Below are 22,260 nucleotides of genomic sequence, written 5' to 3'. Positions count from 1 at the left end.
TTGAATTACCCGGTCTCCATGGATGCGTTTAGTTAAAACATTCCAATGGAATGGGTGACTGAAGCCGTTAAAGAAACAGGGCGAGCCACCGTGCGAAAACGTCGATTTCCCGCTGAACAAGCCGTCTGGTTAGTGCTGGGCATCGGTCTCATGAGAAATCGTTCTATCAATGAGGTTTGCGACAAATTAGATTTGGCGTTTCCTGATGCGAAAGGGGAACTGCCGTTATTGGCATCAAGCAGTATCTCAAAAGCCCGGTATCGCATTGGGGTTGAGCCCTTACGACACCTTTTTCATACCACCGCCACCGAATGGGAAAAAGAAGAGGCAAATTATGCGACGTGTGGCCTGAAAATCTTATGCGTGGATGGCACTCAGTTTAAAGTGCCTGACACCGGCGATAACCAACAGCTGGGTTATGCCTCCGGCAAAGCGACGTTTCCCTCGGTGTTGGCGGTGACCCTGATGTCCGCCCGGACACACCTGATCTCTGATGTGGCATTTGGCCCCATCACCCAAAGTGAGATTAGCTACGCCCAACAATTAGTGGGGTCTGTCCCCGAAAATACCCTGACGTTGTTTGATCGGGGCTTTCTTTCTGCGGAGTTATTTCAGGCCTGGCAGGGTACCAGCAAAAATACCCATTGGCTCACCCCAATAAAAAGCAAAATGCGTTATGACGTCATTCAGGAATACAGTGCTTATGACAAATTCATCGAGATGCCGGTGTCTCCCCAAGCCCGGAAAATGTATCCTCACCTTGAAAAGACCTGGCGGGCGCGCCTGATCCTGATCCCGGAACCCAACGGCGAAATTAAAGGATTTATAACCTCCATGGAATGTCCGGTGACATATCCTCTTAAAGAGATCCTGAGCGTGTACTGGGAACGATGGGAAACCGAAGAAGGCTATGGTGAACTGAAACAAAGGCAGCTCAATAATATCGCTTTGCTGAGAAGCCAGACACGAGTAGGGATCTATCAGGAATTATGGGGCATACTGATTGCCTACAACCTGGTTCGGTTGGAGATGAGTCGGATGGCAAAGGCCTACCGTGTTGAACCGCTTCGGATAAGCTTTATCAATGTGTTACGGTTGATACAGGATGAATTTTTATGGTGTTCAGGACGCAGTCCGGGCACGATACCCCAAAAATTAAAAGCCCTCAGGGAAAGTGGTAAGCGGCTGATCTTACCCCAAAAGCGAAAACGGCCATCGGTTCCAAGGCAAGTGCTTTGTAAAACATCCCGTTATCCTTATAAAAAAAGAACCGCTCGTGCTTAAGCGGAAGCGGTGGGTTTTTCCTGTTTTATCAATGGACTCCCGCGAGGGAAGCGCCTTAAACGCATCCAGCCACTCATACATGTACACATGATCACTGCATTTCGCTGTAAACAGGATATGCATTCCCTGCCCGAGTGCCTCTTCTATCAAGGGTTGGCGGGACATCAGGCTATCGCCGCCCAGCAGAAAAACCTGCTGGGGATGCGCTTGTTTCAAATGCCGGACAAAGCGCTTGGCCGCGTTGGTCTCACAATCCTGTTTGGTCTCACCATCGTGGTTATGGATAGCTTCGGGCATGACCGGTAAAACCTGACGTTTTTCCGGATGCATGATGGCCCCCTGCGAGACGGCATGCTGGTAAGTGACTTCCCCTTCCTGATGGCTTTTGTGCAGGCAACCGGCACAATGAATACTGCCTGAACTGTGATATTGGGTGCTATCCATGACGCAAAGCACCATGTCGGGCAGCACCTGATAACTTTCCAGATGTTTGTGCCGCCGCAGGCGTTCATAATAATCCGCAAAAATAGCTGAAAACGATTCACTATCCAGTTCATCCAGAATATTGCGCATCTGGGCATCTTTGGGGATGTGATGGACGCCGAACAGGGTCTGCAAATTACTGCGCTGGTGCTTTTTCTTCTCCAGCCGCTCCTGAAACTGTTTTAAGGACGAATCCTGAAAATACATGCAGGCGAAAGCACTCATGACCGTATCATGCAGAGAATACGCGCATTTATGCGGCTGCCGGGGATCGTCAAATGTCAACAAATGTTCACAGCAATTCTCAATGAAAAAAATTTCTCGGATTTACATGATATTGTGGAACCCGTTAAAAATAGTGTTCGCGCTATTTGGTATAACCGCGCAATGACACACCTTAACGTGTATGCTCTTTCTTGGTAACGACCACTGTCCGACAGTCTGTATTGAATTACGAGTTCTGGGGGGATCTCATGGTAACTTTGATGAAGGCAAAAAAATCGCTGAGTTTCAACGCACTCAGGGAAGCATTCTCTGAACATTTCAGCAATTCTCAATGAAAAAATTTTTCTTTTATTTACATGATATTATGAGTAAAAAATAAAAAAGTTTTCGCGCTATTTGGTGCCATTTCAGATAGGGGGAACCGATATTTTTACTTTTATTTCATATAATTATAAATTTCAGTTTGCAGTTGTTCATTGAGAATTGCTGAACATTCGAAAGGAAACTTGGACTGGGAGTTAGCTGCAGATAAGCTACTCATTTTGTCCGACCAAAGACGAGTGTGAGTAGCATGAAATATCAGCAGCTAACTGAGAAACAAAAATACCAGATCGAGATCTTTTTTAAAGAAGAATTCAGTCTCAGCGAGATTGCCCGGCGGATCGGTGTCCATAAATCAGCTGTTTCCCGGGAAATTCGGCGTAACAAGGACATCGATAGCTATTTGGCGGAGTCGGCTCAAAGCAAAACGCAAGAACACCGCACCAACGCTATTAACGCAGACACCGTTTTTTCGTTGAAGTGGCGCTACATCAGCACTGGAGTCCCGAACAGATAAGCGCAGTGGGTAAGGAATACGCCTTTTTTGTGAGCCATGAGTGGATTTATCAGTATTCCTACAAAGACAAACAGCGAAAAGGCAATTTATGGCGATGCCTGAGACAAAGTAAACGGCGTTATCACAAAGGCAATGGACGTAAGCGTACACCTATTCCGGATGCGGTTTCAATTGAGGAAAGACCCGCGATTATCGATGAACGCAGCTGCTTGGGTGACTGGAAAGCGGATCTTGTTCTGGGCCAGCAGGGGACAGACGCTATCGTCACATTAGCAGAACGCTGTAGCCTTTATCTGATTAAAAAGGTACCGTCAAAAGAGGCCAGCGTGGTCAGTCAGGCAATAATAGAAATGCTGAGTGATTACAAAACGCATTGTTTTACCCTCACTTTCGACAATGGTGGCGAATTTAGCGAACACAAAAAGATAGCGGAAGCGTTGGAAGCCGATACCTATTTTGCTCATCCTTACTCCACTTATGAACGTGGATTAAATGAGAACTTTAATGGTTTACTTCGGCAATATATTCCTAAAGGAACCGATTTGAGAACGATCACGGATGAGCAGTTACAACCTTATCAAGATATCTTGAATAACCGTCCCCGAAAATGCTTAGGCTTTAAAACACCTCAAGTTGTTTTCAACGAATTAAAGAATATAAGCGGTGTTGCACTTCGGAGTTGAATTCGCCTAATGTTGTCCAATAATTCCTCGCAAAACACCAATACATCCTAATATTAATTTTTTAATAAAATCAATCAATTAGGTTTTATTTCATGATATGCAACATATTTAAACCCAACTGACGCGCTACGCTTGTCTTCTCCGATTTACCGGGGTAATACATTACCCCGGTAAATCGGAGAGCTGAAAAATACCTGCCAGAGAAAACTTTTTTGCTTACTCCCTCCATTTTAAAGAAATAGGGATGAAACTGTTCACCCTGTTCACCTTTATATATTTTCATTTAAATTCATATCGTTAAATGATGATGGCTTAAAATTGAACTCATCATCACTCTTCACCTAACCGTTCACTTCAAATATGAGAAAGGTGAACAGGGTTGAAGAGTTGTGAACAGTTTAAAAATAACTATTCATCCTATAATAGATTGATATATCTAATTTAAATTGCAGAGTGAATAGTGGTGAACACTTTTTTATATTTCTTTGAAAATTGTCAGATAAAGAAAAAATTATTCTTCTGGTAGGTTATGCCTTGTCAGTTTTGGCAGCCACTCGATGGCGGTATCAATATTGAGGCTCAGATTGCTGCGAATACCGTGTTTGCTTTTCTTGCGCAGGTATTGCTGACCGTACTCTGCCAGTGCGCCGGGCATATCCATACCGAAGCGGGTTACAGAAACGGGTTTATTCAGATTATTCCCTTTCATATAGGCAAGGTAAGCGTGATAAAGGTACTTACGGGGATTGAACGGCATAATTTCCGCATTACCGATTAACAGGCCGTCAGTTTCATCGGACGCAATCAGGTAGCCGCAGAAATCAACCAGCGGATCGGTGCCACGTTTGATGTCCAATGCTTCTTCGGATTTCTGTTGCTCTGCCAGTAAACGCCTTGCGGTTTGTGGCTCAGCGAACCGATGCAGCAAATGCCGGATAATCACGGGCAATTCTGCTGCGATTTTATCCCGCAGGTGTGAATCTCGTTCATTTTCCGGGACAACTTAGGAAAAGTTGAAGATTACCCGACGACGTGATACTCCACCACTGCGATCGCTAAAACTCATAGCATTATTGTTGACTGCCAGCACCACCGCAGGGATACGGGTCGAATAGGGCTGTTTGTGCTTCGGGTCAATGGCAACTTCATCGCCACCTGTAATCGCCTTGATGCCGGAGCCATCGCCCACATAGCGAGTCTGGTCTGGCAGGATAATCAGTGAATAGCCGACAATCAACGCCCGTTCTCGTGGGTTTTCCAACGCTGCCATGCTCGCAGAAACCGTATTACCTTTGCCTGCCAGCATGGAACAGATTTCAGCAAAGATGCTTTTGCCACTGCCTCCGGCACCGGTGACTTCCAGAAAAAGTTGCCAGTCATAGCGGTTCGCCAACACCATAAACAGCGCAGCCAGTACCCGATCAAATTTGTTTTCACAGTTAGCCGTTGCCCGATTAAGCCAATGCCAGAACTGTGGTGCATGGTCTTTCAGGGTTTCCCCCGAGTCGGGGGAATTGAACGCGACATCGTTGGCAAGCAATAACCAGTCATTTTTGCGATGAGGTCGGAACTGACAGACTTTCAGATCAAATACGCCATTACTGAACCCGATTAAGTGACGTTCTGGAGGCTGCATTATGGGAAGTTGTAATTTCAGGGCATCCACGGCAGAGCTGATACCATGCGGTGAATATGGTTGCTTCTCTTCCATAAAAGCAGCGACCATTTCCCGTTTTAAATCACGGTCACTGACCGGACGCCAGACAATACCGTCATAATGATGAACGGTTTCTGAAGCACCATCCAGAGCCAAGTCACTGTTATAACGCGCCAGTAAGACTTCTCCACGCTGGCTGGCTCCCATTTGGCAGAGGGTCAGCTTGGAAGATTCGATATCATTAGGGTGAGCGGCTGCTTTTTTATTGGTTGATGTCGGTTGATAAAGTCCCTCACTAAAAGCCTGCTTTGCTACCTCAATACCGTGACTCTGACGATAATCATCCCAATCGGCTTTATACGCTGTAGGCGGCAAAGTAACCCAGCCATTAACCGCAAGAGCGGCTTTTTCTGCCGAAACCTTGCCAATATTCACTTTGGATTTATCGTTCTTATCTAATGCGCCGGGAGAGTGACAATCATTATCCGCAGCCAGAATGATTTTCGTATCAGGCCAACATTCCCGAACCGCTTTAGCGACAGAAAGCAAGTTACCTGCATCGAGTGCCGTTAGAACAGTACCGTTATAGAGCGAGTTAACTGTGAGCGCTGTAGCGTAACCTTCGGTAATGATCACCGTGTCAGGATATTCGTCCAGCGCTGACACAGCAATAAATGCACCTTTCTTCTGGCTGCCAGAGAGTAATTTTTTCTCGCCATTAGGTTTGATGATCTGCGCACCGGTGATTTTTTTATCGAGCGTTGTCAAAGGTAATAATAATGAACCATCTTCCAGCAGACGCTGATTAGGATATTGCAGCTTTTTTGCAGTTAGATAAAGCGATTGCCCGGAAACAGTCTGTGCCATCAGTGCCGCGACTTTTTCAGCAATCGGCTGAACGGGATAGAGTGTTTCTCTGGCTGGCTTGGATTCGGACAAAGGCAATGCCAGTGCATCCGCAACAACTTTGGCAGCTTCCGTAATCGTGATCCGGTTGGTTTTTGCCACTAAATCCAGCCCGTCACCATAGTTCGGTGTATCACACTGGCGGCAGTGCCAGTTGCCGTGATGTTGGTCGTCGATAAAGTGAAAGCGGTCAGTGCCGCCACAAACCGGACAGGCACCATGTTTACCTTTTGCCGGAACAGTGATACCACAGGCGGGTAGCAGGTTTTGCCATGAGTACATAGCTGAGGTTTTCACGGTCTGGATAAGATCAATCGGTTTTTGGTTGCCAGTTGTTTTTTGAACTGTAAATTTAGGGCGAGTTTGGGTATGCTGTGTATCAGCCATCATTTTTACCTTTCTTAATGATTGTTGGTGAAACGCCTCGCAGTGTTTGCAGCACTACGGGGCGTTGTGTTTTATAGTGCGTTTCTTCTTATGTCATATTCTCTTATGCGTCATGCTGCCCGTGATTCGGCGATCCGTTGTGCAATCCAGTTATCAATCTCTGCTTCAATAAAAGCTACGGAACGTGGGCCTATTTTGACCTGTTGCGGGAATTCTCCGTCACTAATCAGTTTGTAGATCCACGCTTTGCTGTAACCCGTTCTGCGCTGTACTTCCGGCAAACGAATAAAGTTTGTTTTCGCTGTCATTGTCATATTGCTTCTCCTGTTACCGAGTCCTTGAGCGTTCACCGTGGACGTTGTTAGATGACAGGCGGATTATTGAAAAAGCCAAACTAAATGAACAGTGTTAATTAGTTATCCCTCGATGAAAATTAAAAGATTACAAATTGTACTAACGGTTTTTTCTGTCGCGCAGCGGTTTGGCGAAGTCATAGGGTGTGATGGATTTTTCCCGGTTTGCGTCCAGATAATCCGCCCACCACTGCACCATCAGCCGCCGCTCGTCGAGATGTTTGGAGGTGTGAATATACGCCGCCCGGACGTTATTGCGTTCGATATGGCTGAGCTGGCGTTCGATGGCGTCATCGCTCCACAGGCCGGATTCGCCCGTTGCTCCGCGTGCCATTGTACGGAAACCGTGCCCGCAGACATCGGTCTGGGTGTCGTAGCCCATCGCCCGTAGTGCCTTGTTGACGGTGTTTTCACTCATCACTTTTGCAGAACCATGATCACTGGGGAACATCACTTCACAATTACCACTCAGCTTGTGCAATGCGTTGATAAGTCGAACTGCCTGACGGCTCAGGGGTACAAGGTGATCGGTTTTCATTTTCATACCGCGTTCAGAGAAGCGAACACCTTTGATGGGTTGTCGGGTGGAGGGAATTTTCCAGACCGCGTTTTCAAGGTCGATTTCCTGCCAGCGGGCAAATCTCAGCTCACTGGAACGGACAAAAGTCAGCAGCGCCAGTTCTACCGCGAGCTTGGTCAGTAAGCGCCCGCGATAGGCAGATAAGCGAGCCAAAAAGTCAGGCAAGTATTCATGGGGCAGGGCGGGGTGATGGCGGGATTTTGTGGTGATGAGTGCGCCTGCCATGTCATTAGCCGGGTTGGATTCCAGAATGTCATTCTGGACGGCGTAGCGCATGATGGCCGTGATACGCTGCCGCAGTCGTTGCGCGATATCGTGCTTACCCTCGGCATCAATGGCTTTGACCGGCGCTAAAAGCTGGCTGGTACGTAATGTGGTAATATCGCGGGTGCCGATATGCGGGAAAATATACTGCTCAAGGCTGCGCAATATTTTCTGACGGTGGCTATCGCCCCAGCGCTGGTTACTGGCATGCCATGCACGGGCGACCTGTTCAAAAGTGTTGACTTTGGCAGGCGAGGGAGCACCTCTTTTCTCAGCTTTAGGGTCGATGCCCTGTGCCATCAGCTTCTTGGCTTCATCGCGTTTAGCGCGGGCATCAGCTAATGATACGGTGGGGTAGACACCAAATGCCAGCCGGTCTTCTTTCTTATCGGTGGGGCGGCGGTACTTCATGCGCCAGTATTTAGAGCCGCGTGCTGTGACTTCTAAATAGAGACCGCCACCATCGGCAAGTTTGTAGGTTTTTTCTTTGGGCTTTGCAGTTTCGATTTGTCGTGCGTTTAGTTTCATTTTTAGGGGCATTCCTATAATCGAACGGTAAGTGCCCCGGATTATGCCCTTTGCTGCTTCTTGATTGCAACAGACGAAACTAGACGTAAAAATAAGAAAGAATGTTGATTTTGCAAGGTTTGCGAGAAATTGTTTGACTGGGCTGGACTTCACTGGAAGTTGAAGTGGTGCCCGGAGGCGGAATCGAACCACCGACACGAGGATTTTCAATCCTCTGCTCTACCGACTGAGCTATCCGGGCTAACGGGGCGCATTAAACCGTATTCAGCCTAATCCGTCAAACACTTTCTGCATAAATTTGTTTATCTGCTCTTAAATCACACAATAAGCGATAAATCTAAACAAAATGGAGAGTTAATCACCTCTCCATCTGTCTTTATTGTCAGCTAATCTGTTATCAACTACCTGCGATAGCTTTTTTGAGCACTGTTCACTTTTATTAAATAACGACGTGATTCAGCAGAAGGATGTTTGTTGGTCAGGGTTGCATAAATATCACCAGGCTCCATTGAGTTGATGATTTGAACCGCTTTCTTTTTATCATTCGAGAATACGCGCAATACACTGCCTGCACCACCGTTGTAGGCTGTAATAACGGCATACCGACGTGCGGTTGCATTTTTGATTTCCCCTAAATAGGTATCTTGCAATATCGATAGATAGGCGGTGCCGGCATCAATATTGTTCTCAGGATCAAAGAGATAATTGCGGCTAGGCTGGCCTGATTTCCCTTGCATCTTGAAAACATCTCGTCCGGCGGTGTGTTGCATGACCTGCATAAGTCCCAAGGCATCAGAGCGACTGACGGCATAAGGGTTGAAACTGGATTCAGTCTGCATGATGGCAAGGATCAGGGATTCATCAACGCCGTATTTTATGGATGCTTTGCGAACGATAGGAAGGTATTTATGTGCGCGTTTATCCAAGTGGTTAGGAACCAATCGGATAGTCACTGACCAAATGACATGCAGCCCCGATTGCCGTTTTTGCATTTTATTCTGGAGCAGATAATCGGCAAAATGGCGTGCGCGCCATTCCCAGCGAATGGGTTCACCACTGTTATCCAAAACTTGTCCATATAGAAATGGCTCTTTGCTGATCTGAATATCGTTGGCGTCGGAATAAAGATCGATAGTTCCGGGATCATCCCCCATCAGTAACGTTGAAACGATCGCTTTGCGTAAATGTTCGGTGGGTTCAATCGGGGAGATCGTTTCAATGGTAATATTCCCCGTCTCAAAATTGATATGGCTGCGGGTCTGATATTGATCGGTATATTTAACGTAATCTTTTGGACCTGCGATTAAAACTTCCTGCAAACCCCAAATGTTTTCAATATCGTGGGCAAATTGCCCCATCAAAATATCGAATCCATTGGTGTCTTTTATATATTCTTCGTTGTATTCAATGTCTTTTTTGCCAGAACAGGAAATTAAAAGTGGAGCGAGGAGGATCAAAGCCAGCAGTTTTTTCATTTTACAATGCCGTTAGATATCAATGCTGTTGGATATTTGAGGTTTCAATCAGTGTTAGAGCCATACAAAATGGCTCTCATTATGCCAAACGATATTCATCGAGTAGTATATTATTTATTATTGCTCCGGTGGAGTATAACCGTCGATTTGAATATCATGCCCTTCAAACAGGAATTTCACCATCTCTTGTTCAAGCAGCTTGCGATCTTCCGGGTTCATGGTATTGAGTTTCTTTTCATTAATCAGCATGGTTTGTTTACTCATCCATTGCTGCCATGCTTCTTTCGAAATCTCATTGAAAATACGCTTGCCCAATTCCCCTGGATAGAGCTGAAAATCTTGGCCTTCGGCCTCTCGTTGTAAAAAAGTACAAAAAATAGTTCTGCTCATAATTAATCCTCAAAATAGTGGGCAAATTAACCCAATTGTTGCAAAAGGTACTCAACGGGAGCTGCCAAACCAATAGTTGCTGGCTGGTGTAAGTTATACCAAAGTCCCTGACTTTCATCCATGCAGGAATCAAAAGATAAGATATCGATTCTAATGGGAACGATATCTAAATGAAAATGGCTGAACGTGTGGCGAAATGCGGTCAGTTGTTCAAGTTTACTGTGAGAGATGCCGGCGTTTTTCAGCCATTGTTCCAATGAGGTTTGATCAGCAAATTGTGGGAAAGCAAACAAACCACCCCAGATACCAGAAGGTGGGCGCTGCTCCAGCCAAACCGTGTCACCCTGTTGCATTAATAAAAAGTAGGCGGTTTTTTCAGGGATGCGCTGTTTCGGTTTTTTCCCCGGATAATTCGTCCAGCTATGATTGGCATAAGCGATGCAACCCATGTTAAGCGGACAAATATCACATTTTGGTTTGCTGCGGGTACAAACCATAGCGCCCAGATCCATCATCGCCTGATTAAAATATTCGACACCCTGTTTGGGCGTCACGCGTGTGCTGATGTCCCATAACCGGTTCTCAACCTCTTTTTTCCCCGGCCAGCCATCAACGGCGTAGCAGCGCGCTAAAACACGTTTAACGTTTCCATCGAGAATAGGGAAATGTTGGCCTTGGGACAGTGAAAGAATGGCGCCGGCAGTCGAGCGCCCGACACCGGGCAGGGCAACTACATCATCAAAGGTTATCGGGAATTTACCGTTGTGCAACGCTACAATCTGTTGCGCCGCTTTATGTAAATTACGGGCACGCGCGTAATATCCCAAACCCGTCCATAAATGGAGAACTTCATCCAAAGGAGCCGCCGCCAAGGAAGTCATGTCGGGGAAACGGGCAATAAATTTTTGGAAATAGGGAATGACTGTCGCAACTTGCGTCTGTTGCAGCATCACCTCTGAAAGCCAGACGTGATAGGACGTTTTTTCCAATTGCCACGGCAGAGTTTTGCGGCCATAGCGGTGATACCACTCAAGTACCACTTGTGAAAATTGCTCAGCTTCCATCATTAGAATAATTGTCTTTATATCTGGTCATTGTTTTGTGAGCAGGATTGCAACATAGTGCAACCTCAGTGTAAACCCGAACTTTATTACTTTTTGTCGCAAAAGCTGTTCGGGGATGTTGGCCTGACACGAAAATCATTCTGGTTGCGGATAATGATTGGCACAGCCCTGGCGAACTGGACAAGAAAAACCCGGGTTGGATCTCCGGCGTTGCTCTGGATACCTTCGAAAATGAAGGAGAACAATTCTCTACGCCAATTCAGACTTTTGATGAGGCTCTGCTAACACCTCATATCGCAGGGTCAACTTCTTCAGCTATATTAAATGCAGCACTAAAGATTCAGCAGAGCATTCTATCCAAGCTGGCTATTAATTTTGCTCCACATAATAAATAAGAAAAGCAATAAGCAGTACGGAGAGGGATTTCTATGAAGTATTAATGCGGTGTATATTTCAATCACTATCACCACGATTATTATAGTGGCAATTTACTTTATTATAATATTAGTCTTATTTTGGGATGCAGAGTTATTGAAATATGGATATTAAGATCTGGGCGGTTATTATTACCCTGATGAAAATATTGATCAGAGTGATTAGTGTTTATTACTTAACATTGGTGAAATTCTGCTTCCTCGTTTTATCTGTTCGTTCCTTTCTTCACTACGGTACACCTCAGCTAAAAATTGCGAAGAGAGTTACAAATAAGATCAATTTGTCCTTTTTGATTTGAGCTGATACAATTTATAAAATCGTGCGCTATTTTTTATTTATTGGAGGTTTACTGTGTCCTGTTCTAATGTTGTAACACATGCTTTGAAATATATACTTGAAAGTGATGATTTGGATACTTCTATTATCGAAAAGTTCTTTTCGAAAGATTATTTTCAAGTGGTTAATGGTAATAAAATATTTTTTAGTGATTTCGTTTCTCATATAACCCTACTAAAGAATTCTTTAACTAATTTGAATGTTACTATTTTGTCTGTTGCAGAAAATGGTGAAAATGTTCATACACATCATATTGTTAAGGCTAATAAAAAGGATGATTCTATTATTGAATTCGAGGTTTTTTCACATTTTTCGGTTAGTGAAAATAAGATAAAGTGTTGTTATGAGTTGACAAGAAAAATTATAGGAAATGAAGAAGATGATGATTTAGGTTTCAGGCATTAAAGATTATTAATCCTGCGAATAGATAATGCTCTCAGTTCATATATTACAATCAATAAATGTCAGTTAAAAAATACTGACATGATTGTTATACACCCATCGTATTTCTTTATGTGAAAATAATTTTTATTTATCAGTTTAGGATGAATTAGAAAATAACATTCTAAATCTGATAGAAATGAAGAAAAATAATCTAGGTAAGGAACTTATACCCTTCATCATTAATGAAAATAAAAAAGACATAAAGAAAAAGCTAACCAAATAGCGAAACAGTTGCTCTAGTACTTAATGTCTTACTTGTTGCTAGTGAACCTGTAGAAAAAGCTCTCTCAATTTGTATATACCAATCCAACTTCAAGTTGCAGTTTGCAAGCCAATGAAAGTGTTTATATCTCCCCGCGGGGAGATATAAGGCGCATCTTGAAAGGCAATTGGTATATGCCATTTATAGAGAAACCTTATTTATTTAAAAGAAATTTTGTCTGGAAATCGCAAGCTAAATGATATTTTGCAGGAATCACTGAGAATAACACCTCCAGTTCATTTAATATCAAGATTAACAAACCAAAAATATATAACTTCTCACAGTGATATTTTTGATAAAGGAGAGCTCGTCTATTTACTTATTTCGGCTGTTAATAGAGACCCTGATTAATGGTGTTCAGGTGGGAGAGGCTTAGGACTCGCCGGATGGTAATCCCCGGTACTGCGAACCCTGCCTGAATCCGCTACCATCAATATTAATTCGGTGCCTTACGCAAACATAGCATTAAAGTTGTGCTTATGGACATTGAACTTGATAAACTCAGCCATCTTTGCATAATTGCGCTCTCTTTGGGCAATCCTGCGGTACATAAAGTCCCAGTCGCCTGAAAAAAATGCCTTTAAACTGATAAAAAGTACCATGATAAATAACGTAATTTCACCGGAATATGATGAAAATGGCAGAGCGTTACGCCGTGTCCGCAGTTTTGTGCGTCGGCAGGGACGGTTAACGAGTCGCCAGCAGCAAGCGCTTGATAATGTGTGGCCAGAAATGGGCGTGGACTATCAGGCAACGTTGTCCAATATAGAAGAGATTTTTGGCCGTGAAGCCCCTGTTGTGCTGGAAATTGGTTTTGGTATGGGCACATCATTGGTCGCCATGGCAAGCGAAAATCCAGAGAAAAACTTTTTGGGGATCGAGGTGCATGCGCCGGGAGTTGGGGCATGTTTGGCATCTGCAGAAGATGAAAAGCTCAGTAATCTGCGAGTGATGTGTCATGATGCCATCGAAGTATTGAACAACATGATCCCAGCTCAGAGCCTGGCTATGGTTCAGCTTTTCTTCCCCGATCCGTGGCATAAAGCTCGTCATAATAAGCGTAGAATTGTGCAACCTGAATTTGCTCAATTAGTTAAAAGTAAGTTGGAAATCGGCGGTGTTTTCCATATGGCAACCGACTGGCAGCCCTATGCAGAACATATGCTGGAGGTGATGAGTGCAGCAGAAGGGTATCGCAACTTATCGGAAAACGGTGATTATGTGCCACGTCCTAAGTCGCGTCCGGTCACAAAATTTGAAGTACGTGGTCAGCGGTTAGGTCATGGTGTATGGGATTTAATGTTTGAGAGGGTAAAATAATGGCTAAAAATCGTAGTCGTCGTCTGCGTAAAAAATTGCGTATCGATGAGTTTCAGGAATTGGGTTTTTCAGTAAAGTGGAATTTTCCGGCTGATACCTCCGTTGAGGTGGTTGACAGTACGGTTGATGCCCTGATTGAAGAGCTGATCGAGCCAAATGGCCTTGCTCTGGATGCCAGTGGCTATTTGCAATGGGAAGGGATTATCTGCCTGCAAAAAATCGGTAAGTGTACGGAAGAACACCGCCAATGGGTTGAGCGTTGGCTGAAAGATCGCGGTATGGAAGACGTTGTTACATCAGAACTGTTTGATGTGTGGTGGGATTGATTCGCTGTTGCATAAAAAAAGCGTATTACGTAAAAATAGCGCTATGCAGGGGCTCCTTGGGAGTCCCTGTTTGTCTGGAGAAAAAGTGGTGAAGGTAAGGTTCTCTAATTCATTATTGGCAGATATCTTAGAAGAAGTGCGCCCTTTGATTGGCCAAGGAAAAGTAGCAGATTACATTCCTGCTTTGGCGGAGGTTCCGGTCAATAATTTGGCGATGGCCATTTGTACGGTAGACGGGCAAGTTTTTAAAGCGGGTGATGCAGAAGAGCGCTTTTCCATCCAATCCATTTCTAAGGTGTTGAGCTTAACATTGGCGATGACACGTTATAAAGAAGAGGATATCTGGCAACGGGTGAGTACGGAACCTTCGGGACAGCCGTTTAACTCGTTGGTCCAGTTGGAGCTAGAAAAGGGAATACCCCGCAATCCCTTTATTAATGCGGGAGCATTGATTATTTGCGATATGTTGCAATCGCGTTTGAGTGCGCCTAAACATAGGATGCTGGAATTTGTCCGCAGCCTCACTGGGCAGAAGAATATTTTCTACGATGATGCCGTTGCCCGTTCAGAAATGGAGCATTCCAGTCGCAATGCCGCGATAGCTTACCTGATGAAGTCGTTCGGTAATTTTGATAATGATGTCCTTACCGTTTTGCAAACCTATTTTCAATACTGTGCCTTGAAAATGAATTGCGTTGAGCTGGCTCAATGTTTTATTTATTTAGCCAACCAGGGACGTATGATCGATTCCGGCCAACAAATTTTGAGCCTTCGGCAGACACGCCAGATTAATGCATTGATGTTGACATGTGGTATGTACGACGGTTCTGGCGAATTTGCTTTCAGGATCGGCATGCCAGGAAAATCGGGGGTGGGTGGGGGTATTATCTGTGTGGTTCCGGGAGAATTCACGGTTGCGGTATGGTCTCCTGAACTGGATAAATCCGGCAACTCATTGGCAGGTTGCGCAGCACTGGAAAAATTAGCTGGGCGTATTGGGCGTTCTATCTTTTAATCTGTCTCTGTTTTAACCTTAGAAACCAGGAGAATGTATGTTACGCAGGATCACGATTGCTGCATCATTGCTATTTGCCTCTCAATTCATCGTCACCCAGGCACAGGCGAACTCTGAATGTCATGCGACGCTTAATGATGACATCATTGTCACGCCAAACGCTGTCCAGATTACCGGTGCGAGTGGAAACCTAAAAATATTGCCTGATGGCTCCATCACTCGAAATGGTAAGGTGTTATCGCTGAATACAGAACAACGTAGCAAAGCCCAGCAATATCAGCAGACGATCCGTCAGAATTTACCTTGGGTTAAGAAAGAGGCGCTCAGTCATTTGGCAAACGCCCACCAGGCACTGGATAAAGTGGTGGTTGATACGATGGGGAAGGGGAGTCATATTCGTGACCGTTTATCCCAATTGGAATCTGGCCTCATTAAACAAATCGATAAAGTGATTGAAACCCGCGCTAGTGGCTTTGCCTTTAATGCCCAGGCAGTCAAACAGGTAGAACCGGAAGGACGAAAACTCATCGAACAGAGCCTTGGCGGTATTTTGCAAGATAGCATTAACGAAATGAGCCGTAAAAATAGCGAGCAAAAGGGTGACGGTAAACAGATGTTAATGTCTCTCCTTGGCGGGTTAGGTGGTATGCAAAATGGTTTTGATGCTGAATGGAAAAAACAGGAAAAAGAGTTAAAGCGCTTAAAAGCGGAAGTATGTCGTAAAGCCAGCCAATTAGAACAACAGCGCATTAGCCTTATGAATGCGATTAAGTAAATGACTCGCCTTTGAAGCAAATAAGAATCAATATGAAGTTGATTCTTATTTTGTTGACATATTAATGTTGCCACCTAGAATGCAAGTCACCTCATTAATAGACTTAATTTAGGTATATACAGTGAAAAAAATCTTGCCAATGGTTATTGCATCCCTACTTTCTGTTACCAGTTACCCTGCATTCAGTCAATCACCAGAATTATTTACACCAAATACAGTAACAGCTCAGTCTGGTGATTATGTCACGGTAAAACATCTTTCCGGTGAAACTCAGGTTAAGAAAGATCCCAAACGGGTGGTTTTGTTCGATTTTGGCACTTACGATTCAATGTCAAAGCTGGGGTTATCTGATCGAGTGATCGCATTACCCATGAGTAACTTACCTGAATATGTGCGTGATGGCGTGCCGGCGACTATGCATAATGCCGGGGGAATGAAAGAGCCAAGTTTGGAAAAATTAGCGGAAATTAAACCAGATTTGATTGTCATTACCGGACGTCAAGGCGCGTTTTATGATCGCCTGTCACAAATAGCACCAACGATTAATTTAAGCACCGACAATAAAAGTTATTTGTCATCCATTAATAGCAATCTTGCATTGTTGGGGGAATTATTCAATAAGCAGGATATTGTAAAAACCCAGTTGGCTGATTTGGAAAAAACGGTTGTATCTGCTCAGGAAAAAGCAAAGGCAGCGAACAGCAAGGTATTGGTATTGCTGCACAACGCAGGTGAATTATATGCCAATAATCAGGCTATTGTTTATAACGTGATTAAAGCGCCTCGTGCCGTATTGCCAGCTAGCAAAAGCCGGGCTGTGACGGCGGATATGATTGCACAAGCAAACCCTGATGTGATTTTGATTATCGACCGTAGTGAAGCAATTGGGGCGGGTAAGTTGAAAAAAGATCAGTTTGAAAATGATCACGTCAAATCAACCAATGCCTATAAAAACGGCAAGATAGTGTATTTACAGTCTGATCTCTGGTATTTGTCAGGTGGTGGCTTAGACAGCATGACGCGGCAAATCAATGCGGTTGCTGATGTATTGTAATTTCGTGAACTAAACTTCTTTTTCCCGGAATTTACCCTGGGATCTAACTCACTCAAATTCAGTACAACCTTTACTCCTCGCGGCGCGAGGAGTAAAGACGTGTCCTACCATTTTGCAATTTCAGGATAATTTTCTTATTGGTTAAGCAGCAGAGAAGAGAGATCCTGGCAAAATATCTTTGCGACTCACTTATTATTCCCAACCTGATATTGTTCCTAAATTGAAACAATCACGCAAAATCATAGCCTAGTCTTGCAGTAGAGAAAATCTACGTTAGGATGTTTTAAAAGGCAGCTAATGGGGATACAAATATGATTATTGGTTCAACTGAATTTAAGAATAATGATTTCTTGAAGAAAGCGCATGAATTTAATCAATTTGATGGCAGTGGTGATAATCGTTCTCCCGAACTTACCTGGTCAGAAGCCCCGGCCGGAACCAAAAGTTTTGCGATTACGGTCTATGATCCTGATGCCCCAACGGGCAGTGGTTTTTGGCACTGGGTTGCTTTTAATATTCCCGTTGAAACTCAATTCTTACCTGCAAATGCAGGGCAAAGCGATGGTGCCAAATTGCCAGCCGGCACCATCCAGAGCAGAAATGATTACGGTCTGTTTGGTTTCGGTGGTTGTTGTCCACCTGTAGGGGATAAAGCCCATCGCTATATTTTCACTGTACATGCATTGTCGGTAGAAAAACTGGGAATTGATGCGGAAACAACCAATGCTGTTGCGCGTTTTATGATCCAAGCCAATACTTTGGCAACCGCGTCGATTACCGGCTACTACCAGCGTTAACTGATTAATAATTCTTCCGTTTCCAGTAAGGAGTATCAATATGAGCAGCAAACAAATTCAATGGAACTATGGGTTACAGCCGGAAGCGGTAGAGATCCTTTCAAACGACGGAGGAATGATCGTCTGCCCAACCAAAGTCGGCTACATTATTATGACATCGGATGCGCAGGGTCTGGAGCGTAAGTTTGAAGCCAAGCAGCGCAATCGCAACAAACCTGGTGTTGTTTTATGTGGATCTTTGGAGCAGTTGAAAGAGCTGGCTCAGCTTAACCCGGAAATTGAAGAACTTTACCAAAGACATTGGGATGAAGACATCTTGTTAGGCTGTATCTTACCGTGGAAAGAAGAAGCAATAGCCCGTATCCCCGATGATGGTTCTCAGGATCTGATGATGGATGGGCGTGGTACGAGCTGTTTCGTCATTAAATTCGGCAAGCCGGGTGAAATCTTGGCAAAAGAACTTTGGGAAAACCACGGCAAGTTCTCATTTGCCAGTTCAGCCAACCCATCAGGTAAGGGCAATCGGGGATTGGTTGAATGCATCGGTGAGAGAATAGAAGAGCGAGCTGATCTGATTATTTGCGCCAATGACTATGTTAAATCAATCCAGCCAAATGAAACTGAGCAAACCCGTTATGAACAAGGCGTTATGGTTTCAATGGTCGATGAAAATGGTCAATTGGTTCCGTTGCAAAAGGGGCAGCGCAATATCACCCCATGTCCGGTATTAATCCGCAAAGGATTGGATGTCAATAAAATCCTGGCGATCATGTCCGATATTTTCACGACCTGGGATTACCGTCACGGCAACTATTATTAATGCCAGTTGAGTAATAATACCAGCCTGACACCTCTTGCAGATCATATCTTTGGCGGGTGCTGTTGTACCCGCATTGAAGCCTATCGTTGCGCTTTTTTTCCGCTCTCCAAATCTTGCCTTAGCCTGCGTTGTAAAGAGTTTGCAAACTGTTGTACACGCGAAGACAACGTGTTTTCTGATTTAAACAAGATCCATGCCTGGTAAATATCCATGTTCCATTCCGGGAGCAGCCGGACTAATTTCCCTTCTGCTACCGCTTCATGGGTAACATAGTCGGGCAGATAGGCAATACCCGCCCCAGCCAGCGCAGAACGCATTAACGCCACACTGTTATTGATACGAAATCGGCTGCGTACTTCAATATCCAGCTTATTCCTTTCCTTACGCAATGGCAGGGAAATCGTATGGGCAGGGCCTCGGAATAACAGATAATCGTAACGAGGGAGATCTTCGGGCTTTTCTATTGGAGAAAATTGGCTGATGTAATCTGGGGTTGCATAAAGCCCCCAAGTGATATCAATTAACGGCATGACAAGTGGATATTGTGGCATCTCACGCCCTATGATGATTGCAATATCACATTGGTCTTCTTCCATATTAATGGTTCTGTCGGTCAGTTCCAGATCAACACTGATATGAATATTTCCGGCGATAAAGTGATTCAGGGCGGGAACGATACATTGGCTGCCAAAGGATACCGGGGCAATCAGGCGCAAACTTCCCATCGGTTCTTCGTGGAAATTGCGTATAAAATGCTCAGCATTTTGGGCTTCGGTAAGGAGCCGGTGGCAGTATTGGTAATAACTCATCCCGACTTCTGTTACTTGAATTTTGCGCGTAGTGCGGTTGAGTAATTGGGTGCCTAATCTTATTTCCAGTTGGGCAATCTCGCGGCTGACCGAAGACTTTGACAGCCTTAATGACCTCGCGGCTTCGGTAAAACTCAGCGTCTCTACAACACGGGCAAAGACCACCATTGAGGTAAGATTCTCAATATTATTCATGCAATAACCTGATGATTTACTCGTGGGAACCGCCCTATAACATACCACATATCCTGTAGCGACGTGCCAATATTCCTTTTTCATTCACAAAAACTAGCGTAACAAAATAACACCAATTTCAGTGGGTAAGAATTTCCCATTTTGTGAACAACTGTTCCATACTGGAAACAGTGAACAAAGCAATGGTATTTCCCTACGTTAAAGAGTAGTAATCTTGTTAGGATGACAATCTATTGAGTCTGTTTTTTATTTTCGGAGGGCAATGTGAGATGAACCAAACTATGACGCAAAAAATTCTTGCGCGGGCAAGTGGGCGTGAACAAGTCACTCCGGGTGAAGTGGTTTGGGCGAAAGTGGATATTCTGATGTCTCACGATCCCTGTACACCGGGTGTAGCCAGCGTATTTAAAAAGGAGTTCGGGCATGATGCGAAGATATGGGATCCTGAACGCTTTATTTTAATCCCAGACCATTTTGTCTATTCGGCCGACTCACAAGCCAATCAGAATATTCGGGTCATGCGTGAATTTGCCGCCGAGCAGAACATCAAATATTTTTATGATGTCGGGACGCCCAATTATAAAGGTGTGTGCCATATCGGGCTTGCGGAGGGCGGGCATATCCGTCCCGGTGAAGTGTTATTAGGTACAGATTCCCATACCGTGACCGCCGGTGCTTTTGGGGCATTCGCCATTGGGTTAGGCATTACTGATGCCGCTTATGCGTTAGGGACGGGAGAAATCCCTCTTAAGGTGCCAACGACCATTCGGGTAAATTTTACCGGCACCAAACCCGCCCATGTATTAGCTAAGGACATGATTTTAACTGTATTGTCAGAATTAACTGTCGATGGTGCCACTTACCAAGCTATCGAATTTGGTGGTAATGTCATCGATGAATTATCGGTAGAAGAGCGTATGACAATTTGCAATATGGTCGTTGAATGTGGGGCTAAAAACGGCATTATGGTTCCCAATCAAGCGACGCTGGATTATTTGGCAGAACGAAATAATCTCCCGTTTGAAATTGTCTACCCTGACGAAGATGCGCAATATAGCCGGGTGTTGAATATTGATGTTTCCACGTTGCAACCGCAAATTGCCAAACCGCATTCGCCAGATAATGTTGTTTCCATTGATCAAGTCGCTAATGTCGCCATCTCTCAGGCATATATTGGTTCTTGCACCGGTGGCAAATTGGCGGATTTTGTTGCGGCAGCCCGCGTTATCAAAGGGCATAAAGTGACAATTCCAACTTACGCCGTGCCTGCAACAAAAGAAGTTTTCCATGGAACGATTACGACCCAAATCGACGGTGTTTCTGTCTACCAAATTTTAAGCGATGCAGGCGTGAAACTTTCATCTGAATCAGGGTGCGCCGCCTGTTGTGGTGGCCCGCCAGATACTTTTGGCCGTGTCAATGATCCCATATCCGTGATATCTACCACCAATCGCAATTTTGTCGGCAGAATGGGGCATAAACGTGCCAATATTTATCTCGCTTCTCCTTATTCTGTTGCCGCCGCCGCCATTACTGGTCAAATAACAAATCCTGAGGAGTTTTTATGAGTGAGTTAAAGGACAATATTATTCGGGGTGAGGTTTATGTCTTGACCGATAATATTGATACTGACCAGATCCTCTCGGCCGAATATCTCAAGGTCAATCCTTCCACTCCTGAAGGCTATGCCCAACTGGCTTCCTTGGCGATGTGCGGGTTACCAGAAGGTTCACTGCCTTTCATTGATGAAAACAAGGGAAAAGCGAAATATCCAATCATTGTGGCAGGGCAGAATTTTGGCTGTGGATCTTCGCGTGAACATGCTGTTGCCGCATTAGGCGCTTCGGGTGTGAAGGCGGTTCTTGCCCAATCTTATGCCCGTATATTCTTCCGAAATTGTGTATCAACCGGACAGTTATTGCCGGTTGCCGCCCAAGAGCGCTTGTGCGACAAGTTAGTCACGGGAGACAGTATTGAGCTTGATATTGAAAACCAGACAGTCATTGTGCTGAAAAATGGGGAAAAATATCAAACAGATCCTATTGGCGAGCTTGCCAATATTGTCTCTGCCGGCGGATTATTTTCATACGCGCGTGCGTCAGGAAGAATAAGATGATATTGAAAACAGCCATCTTTTATTAATAGATGGCTGTTTTTTTAAACCTGGTGCTAATTTTATTTTCTCTTTATTTATTTTTCCTTTTATAAATTTTAATGTGATTAATTCTCTGAGAATTTTATAAGATATTATTGTCAGTATTGTATCATTTTTTGGGAATAATATTATTAGGGGGTTTATATGATTAGTGTTTACAAATTTGATGAGTTGGAAAATAAAGGCATTTTTAATGCTCTTGATATAATTGATGTTAATCCTTATAAAAATTATCTTAATTTTAAGCGTGAAGTTAATAATCTTATTTTGTTGGGGAAAGTACCAAAGAAATTTATAGATGTATACCAATCGCCATTGAAGATGCTTGATTTTTTATCCAAACCCGATCATGCTTACGACCATGAAAATTCATCTGACACCAGAACAAAAACGCGCCCTC

General features: G+C 44.3%; 19 protein-coding genes, 1 tRNA gene and 2 pseudogenes. 13 read left to right on the top strand and 9 right to left on the bottom strand.

What is annotated here, in order from left to right; all coding sequences use genetic code 11:
- Positions 1-45: 45 nt before the first annotated feature.
- On the top strand, positions 46-1,284 hold the full coding sequence (locus Xkoz_RS16775) for an IS4 family transposase (protein ID WP_208615291.1): 1,239 nt from the start codon (positions 46-48) through the stop codon (positions 1,282-1,284).
- On the opposite strand, the gene Xkoz_RS16770 is transcribed toward Xkoz_RS16775, so the two are convergent.
- Positions 1,192-2,052 carry a transposase family protein gene (locus Xkoz_RS16770; protein WP_244183498.1) on the bottom strand — a complete coding sequence of 287 codons (861 nt, stop codon included), beginning with the start codon at positions 2,050-2,052 and terminating at the stop codon, positions 1,192-1,194. The genes Xkoz_RS16775 and Xkoz_RS16770 overlap by 93 nt on opposite strands.
- A 511-nt stretch (positions 2,053-2,563) precedes the next feature.
- Here Xkoz_RS16770 and Xkoz_RS16765 point away from each other — a divergent pair.
- A pseudogene (locus Xkoz_RS16765) lies at positions 2,564-3,513 on the top strand (IS30 family transposase).
- 511 nt (positions 3,514-4,024) lie between these two features.
- On the opposite strand, the pseudogene Xkoz_RS16755 reads toward Xkoz_RS16765, so the two are convergent.
- From Xkoz_RS16755 to mutY, 7 genes and pseudogenes are all read right to left on the bottom strand, one after another.
- Positions 4,025-6,358: pseudogene (locus Xkoz_RS16755) on the bottom strand (toprim domain-containing protein).
- Positions 6,359-6,573: 215 nt separating this feature from the next.
- Positions 6,574-6,777, bottom strand: a complete 204-nt coding sequence (locus tag Xkoz_RS16750; protein ID WP_099143131.1) for a helix-turn-helix transcriptional regulator — start codon at positions 6,775-6,777, stop codon at positions 6,574-6,576.
- 139 nt (positions 6,778-6,916) lie between these two features.
- Positions 6,917-8,188, bottom strand: coding sequence for a tyrosine-type recombinase/integrase (locus Xkoz_RS16745; protein ID WP_099143130.1), 1,272 nt, complete (start codon positions 8,186-8,188; stop codon positions 6,917-6,919).
- A 165-nt stretch (positions 8,189-8,353) separates the two neighbouring features.
- Positions 8,354-8,429: transfer RNA gene (locus Xkoz_RS16740), tRNA-Phe, on the bottom strand.
- A 160-nt stretch (positions 8,430-8,589) separates the two neighbouring features.
- The gene (gene mltC / locus Xkoz_RS16735; RefSeq protein WP_099143129.1) at positions 8,590-9,663 is read right to left on the bottom strand and encodes a membrane-bound lytic murein transglycosylase MltC; all 1,074 of its coding nucleotides are present in this window, start codon (positions 9,661-9,663) and stop codon (positions 8,590-8,592) included.
- 117 nt (positions 9,664-9,780) lie between these two features.
- The gene (locus tag Xkoz_RS16730; RefSeq protein ID WP_099143128.1) at positions 9,781-10,053 is read right to left on the bottom strand and encodes an oxidative damage protection protein; all 273 of its coding nucleotides are present in this window, start codon (positions 10,051-10,053) and stop codon (positions 9,781-9,783) included.
- A gap of 26 nt (positions 10,054-10,079) precedes the next feature.
- Positions 10,080-11,117: an A/G-specific adenine glycosylase gene (gene mutY / locus Xkoz_RS16725; RefSeq protein WP_208615292.1), complete on the bottom strand. Its 1,038-nt coding sequence runs from the start codon at positions 11,115-11,117 to the stop codon at positions 10,080-10,082.
- Between the two features lie 786 nt (positions 11,118-11,903).
- Between mutY and Xkoz_RS16720 the strand changes: the two genes are divergently transcribed.
- From Xkoz_RS16720 to Xkoz_RS16685, 8 genes are all read left to right on the top strand, one after another.
- Positions 11,904-12,293, top strand: a complete 390-nt coding sequence (locus tag Xkoz_RS16720; protein ID WP_099143126.1) for a hypothetical protein — start codon at positions 11,904-11,906, stop codon at positions 12,291-12,293.
- A 901-nt stretch (positions 12,294-13,194) separates the two neighbouring features.
- On the top strand, positions 13,195-13,914 hold the full coding sequence (gene trmB / locus Xkoz_RS16715) for a tRNA (guanosine(46)-N7)-methyltransferase TrmB (RefSeq protein WP_099143125.1): 720 nt from the start codon (positions 13,195-13,197) through the stop codon (positions 13,912-13,914).
- Entirely contained in the window at positions 13,914-14,240 is a 327-nt protein-coding gene (locus tag Xkoz_RS16710; protein WP_099143124.1) for a YggL family protein, read from the top strand. The genes trmB and Xkoz_RS16710 overlap by 1 nt, the downstream gene beginning before the upstream one ends.
- Before the next feature lie 43 nt (positions 14,241-14,283).
- The gene (glsB, locus tag Xkoz_RS16705; protein WP_099143145.1) at positions 14,284-15,255 is read left to right on the top strand and encodes a glutaminase B; all 972 of its coding nucleotides are present in this window, start codon (positions 14,284-14,286) and stop codon (positions 15,253-15,255) included.
- A gap of 37 nt (positions 15,256-15,292) precedes the next feature.
- Entirely contained in the window at positions 15,293-16,030 is a 738-nt protein-coding gene (locus Xkoz_RS16700; RefSeq protein WP_099143123.1) for a DUF2884 family protein, read from the top strand.
- A 121-nt stretch (positions 16,031-16,151) separates the two neighbouring features.
- Positions 16,152-17,084, top strand: coding sequence for a siderophore ABC transporter substrate-binding protein (locus Xkoz_RS16695; RefSeq protein ID WP_099143122.1), 933 nt, complete (start codon positions 16,152-16,154; stop codon positions 17,082-17,084).
- Between the two features lie 311 nt (positions 17,085-17,395).
- Positions 17,396-17,881 (top strand): YbhB/YbcL family Raf kinase inhibitor-like protein, encoded by a 486-nt coding sequence (locus Xkoz_RS16690; RefSeq protein ID WP_099143121.1) that lies wholly within the window; start codon positions 17,396-17,398, stop codon positions 17,879-17,881.
- Between the two features lie 40 nt (positions 17,882-17,921).
- Entirely contained in the window at positions 17,922-18,701 is a 780-nt protein-coding gene (locus tag Xkoz_RS16685) for an L-threonylcarbamoyladenylate synthase (protein WP_099143120.1), read from the top strand.
- A gap of 80 nt (positions 18,702-18,781) precedes the next feature.
- Here Xkoz_RS16685 and Xkoz_RS16680 read toward each other — a convergent pair whose 3' ends face one another.
- Positions 18,782-19,705, bottom strand: coding sequence for a LysR family transcriptional regulator (locus Xkoz_RS16680; protein WP_099143119.1), 924 nt, complete (start codon positions 19,703-19,705; stop codon positions 18,782-18,784).
- Between the two features lie 269 nt (positions 19,706-19,974).
- On the opposite strand from Xkoz_RS16680, the gene Xkoz_RS16675 reads away from it, so the two are divergent.
- The 3 genes from Xkoz_RS16675 to Xkoz_RS16665 form a co-directional block, all read left to right on the top strand.
- Positions 19,975-21,273 (top strand): 3-isopropylmalate dehydratase large subunit, encoded by a 1,299-nt coding sequence (locus Xkoz_RS16675; RefSeq protein WP_099143118.1) that lies wholly within the window; start codon positions 19,975-19,977, stop codon positions 21,271-21,273.
- Complete coding sequence (locus Xkoz_RS16670; RefSeq protein WP_099143117.1) at positions 21,270-21,821, top strand: LeuD/DmdB family oxidoreductase small subunit; 552 nt, start codon at positions 21,270-21,272, stop codon at positions 21,819-21,821. Before Xkoz_RS16675 ends, Xkoz_RS16670 begins: the two co-directional genes overlap by 4 nt.
- A gap of 183 nt (positions 21,822-22,004) precedes the next feature.
- A partial coding sequence (locus tag Xkoz_RS16665; RefSeq protein ID WP_141554435.1) for a hypothetical protein occupies positions 22,005-22,260 on the top strand: 256 nt, incomplete at its 3' end.

Origin of the sequence: Xenorhabdus kozodoii (assembly GCF_002632875.1) — a bacterium.
GTDB lineage: Bacteria > Pseudomonadota > Gammaproteobacteria > Enterobacterales > Enterobacteriaceae > Xenorhabdus > Xenorhabdus kozodoii.
Note: the sequence above shows the minus strand (reverse complement) of the source record. Positions and strands in the feature narration are given on the sequence as shown.